We start from the raw sequence: 3,443 nt of genomic DNA on the forward strand, positions 1-3,443 counted from the left end.
GGCTGCGGTTCGGGACGAACGCGAAGGTCCCACCAGGTCTGCGCGCTGGACGCGACGGTAGTCAGCATGGCGGCACGGGCGCCACGGTGGCCGCCGAGCTCGAGGAGCAGGCCCTGCACCTGGCCCGCGAGCTGACCCGGGAGCTGGTCGGCCACGAGCTGCGCACCTCCCCCGACCCCGCCGCCGACGTCGTGCGGCGCGCGCTGGTCGTGCTGCCCTCCGGCGTGCCGGTCACCGTGCGCCTGCACCCCGAGGTCGCCGCCAGCACCGTGGCCGCCGACCTCGCCGGCCTGGCCGGCCCGGCCGGCCAGCAGCTCACCGTCGTGCCCGACGCCGGGCTCGAGCGCGACGACGCCGTCGTCGAGACCGCCGAGCAGGTCGTCGACCTGCGCGTCGGCGCCGCCCTCGAGCGCGTCGCGGAGGCCCTGCGATGAGCGCCGTCACGACCTCCCCCGTCGCGCACCCCGTCGCGCCGCCCGCCGGCGCCACGTCGCTGCGCGAGCGCCTCGACCGCGGCCGCGCCGGGGCCCTGCGCGCCGCCGCACCGCTGCGGCTGGGCCGGGTCAGCGAGACCGTGGGCCTGCACCTGCGCGTGGTCGGGCTGCGCGGCGCCGTGGGCGACCTGCTCGAGGTGCGCCCCGCCGACCGTGCGCCCGTGCTGGTCGAGGTGGCCGCCAGCTCCACCGAGGGGCTGGTCTGCCTGCCGCTGGGCCGCACCGCCGGCATCGAGGTCGGTGCGCCGGTGCACCACACCGGCGGGCCGCTGCGGGTGCTCGTCGGCGACGCCCTGCGCGGGCGGGTGCTCGACGGCCTCGGCCGCCCCGTCGACGGCGGGCCGGCGCTCGAGAGCCTCCCCGGGCTGGCGCTGGTCGACGTCGACCACGCGGCCCCCGACGCGCTCTCGCGACCGCGGATCGACCGGCAGCTCGGCCTCGGCGTACGCGCCCTGGACACGCTGGTGCCCTGCGGCCTGGGCCAGCGCCTGGGCATCATGGCCGGCTCCGGGGTCGGCAAGTCGAGCCTGCTGTCGATGATCGCCCGCGGCACCGACGCCGAGGTCTCGGTGATCGCGCTGATCGGCGAGCGCGGCCGCGAGGTCCGCGAGTTCATCGAGAACGACCTCGGCCCCGAGGGCCTGGCCCGCTCGGTGGTGGTCGTCGCGACCTCCGACGCCCCGCCCGTCGAGCGGCTGCGCGCCGCCTTCGTCGCCACCCGCATCGCGGAGTCCTTCCGCGAGGCCGGCCGCCACGTCGTGCTGATGATGGACAGCCTGACCCGCGTGGCCATGGCCCAGCGCGAGATCGGGCTCTCGGCCGGCGAGCCGCCCGCCACCCGCGGCTACCCGCCCAGCGTCTTCGCCCTGCTCCCGCGCCTGCTCGAGCGGGCCGGCACGGCCCCCGGCGGCTCCATCACCGGGCTCTACACCGTGCTGGTGGAGGGCGACGACCTCCAGGACCCCATCGGCGACACCGCGCGCTCGATCCTCGACGGCCACGTCGTGCTCACCCGGCGCCTGGCCACCGCCGGGCACTTCCCCAGCATCGACGTGCTCGAGTCGATCTCGCGCACCACCGGCGCCGTCACCGGCCCGGCCCAGCGTGCCGACGCAGTGGCCCTGCGCCGCATGCTGGCCGCCCACCGCGACGTGCGCGAGCTGGTCGAGATCGGCGCCTACGTCGCCGGCACCGACCCCGACGCCGACGCCGCCCTGGCCCGGATGCCCCGCATCGAGGCCTTCCTGCGCCAGGACATGGAGGACAGCACCCCGCTGCCCGAGGCCTGGTCCCGACTCCAGGAGCTGGTGGCGCCGTGAGCCGCACCGTCCACGACCCCGGGCTGCGCGCCGTCGCCCGCGTGCGCGGCGTGCGCGAGCGCGACAGCCGCCTCGGCCTCCAGACCGCCCTGCGTGAGCAGCGCGCCCACGAGCTGCGCGTGGCCGAGCTCGAGCAGGCCGTGCGCGACCACGCCGGCTTCGTCTCCGGCGACCTCGCGGAGTTCGTGGCGCTGCGCCAGTCGCTGGCCGCGCTGCGCCACGCCGCGGTCGAGGCCCGCTCCGACCTCGACACCTCCCGCCGCCTGGCCCTGGACGCCGGCGCCCGGTGGCGCGCCGACAAGGCCCGCCTCGGCGCCGTGGAGGGGCTGCTCGAGCGGCGCGCCGACGAGCGCGCCGCCGAGGCCGCCCGCGGCGAGGCCGTCGAGCTCGACGAGGTCGCCGGCCGGCTGTGGCTGCGCGCCGAGCAGGCCGCGCAGGCCTGCGAGCCCGGCACCGCCAGCACCGCCGCCACCGGGAGGGCCGCGTCGTGAGCGTCAGCGAGATCACCTCCCGGATCGCCCAGATCCAGTCGCAGCTCGCCCTGCTCGGCCCGTCGCAGAGCAGCGGCAGCGCCTTCGCGGCGAGCCTCAGCGCGGCCTCCTCCGCGGCGGGCGCCTCGGCCACCGGCGCCGCGGGGTCCGGCTCGTCGTCCGGCGGCGGCTCGGCCCTGGCCGCCGACGTCATCGCCGAGGCCAAGAAGTACGTCGGCATGCCCTACGTCTGGGGCGGCAGCAGCCCGGCCGCGGGCGGCATGGACTGCTCTGGGCTGGTGCAGTACGTCTACGGCAAGTTCGGCGTCGACCTGCCCCGGGTCTCGGCCGACCAGGCCCGCGCCGGGCAGCCGGTGGCCTCGATGGCCGAGGCCCGCCCCGGCGACCTCATCGCCTGGGACAACTCCAGCCGCAACAACGGCGCCGACCACATCGCCATCTACCTCGGCGGCGGCAAGATGCTCGAGGCACCGCGCACCGGCCTCGACATCCGCATCGTCGACGTGCCGAGCACGCCCGACTACATCCGCCGGGTCCTGCCCGACGCCCCCGTCGGAGCGGCCGGGGCCCCCGCGGCCGCGGGCAGCAGCCGGGTCAGCGGCGTCCCCTTCAGCGACCTCTTCAACGCCGCGGGCCAGCGCTACGGCGTCGACCCCGTGCTGCTGGCCTCGGTGGCCCGCCAGGAGTCGGGCTTCGACCCGAAGGCGGTCAGCCCCGCCGGCGCACAGGGCCTCATGCAGCTCATGCCCGGCACCGCCGACGGCCTCGGCGTCACGAACTCCTTCGACCCCGCGCAGGCCGTCGACGGCGCCGCCCGGCTGCTGCGCGACCTGCTCGACCGCTTCGGGCGCACCGACCTGGCCCTCGCCGGCTACAACGCCGGCCCCGGCGCGGTGCTGCGCTACGACGGCATCCCGCCCTACCCCGAGACGCAGCACTACGTGCGCTCGGTCATGGCCATGGTGCGTGCCGCATGAGCGTGATGCCCCAGGGCGCCGCCCTGCCCGCCACGGCCCGCGCCGCCTCCCGCCCCGGTACGCCGACCAGCGCCACGACGCCCGGCCCCGCTGGTCTCCTTCGTGGGCGGGGGACTGGACGTGCTGCTGGACGTGCGCCGGCCGGGGTCGTATCGGCAGGCG

General features: G+C 77.6%; 4 protein-coding genes. All 4 read left to right on the forward strand.

What is annotated here, in order from left to right; genetic code table 11:
• The first annotated feature begins 86 nt into the window (after positions 1-86).
• Genes LPA27_RS19085 through LPA27_RS19100 form a run of 4 tightly spaced genes read left to right on the forward strand, consistent with a single transcriptional unit; the run spans position 87 to position 3,281 of the window.
• Positions 87-434, forward strand: a complete 348-nt coding sequence (locus LPA27_RS19085; protein WP_228943560.1) for a FliH/SctL family protein — start codon at positions 87-89, stop codon at positions 432-434.
• A complete protein-coding gene (locus tag LPA27_RS19090; RefSeq protein WP_228943562.1) occupies positions 431-1,813 on the forward strand; it encodes a FliI/YscN family ATPase in 1,383 nt (460 codons plus the stop codon). Before LPA27_RS19085 ends, LPA27_RS19090 begins: the two co-directional genes overlap by 4 nt.
• The gene (locus LPA27_RS19095; RefSeq protein WP_228943564.1) at positions 1,810-2,304 is read left to right on the forward strand and encodes a flagellar FliJ family protein; all 495 of its coding nucleotides are present in this window, start codon (positions 1,810-1,812) and stop codon (positions 2,302-2,304) included. The genes LPA27_RS19090 and LPA27_RS19095 overlap by 4 nt, the downstream gene beginning before the upstream one ends.
• Positions 2,301-3,281, forward strand: coding sequence for a transglycosylase SLT domain-containing protein (locus LPA27_RS19100; RefSeq protein WP_200920230.1), 981 nt, complete (start codon positions 2,301-2,303; stop codon positions 3,279-3,281). The genes LPA27_RS19095 and LPA27_RS19100 overlap by 4 nt, the downstream gene beginning before the upstream one ends.
• Positions 3,282-3,443: the final 162 nt, after the last annotated feature.

The sequence above is a fragment of the Nocardioides sp. Leaf374 genome (assembly GCF_916862475.1).
GTDB classification, from domain to species: Bacteria; Actinomycetota; Actinomycetes; order Propionibacteriales; family Nocardioidaceae; genus Nocardioides; species Nocardioides kribbensis.

Coding starts and splice junctions, on each gene's coding strand:
- LPA27_RS19090 (WP_228943562.1), top strand. CDS start 431: ATGAGCGCCGTCACGACCTCCCCCGTCGCGCACCCCGTCGCGCCGCCC.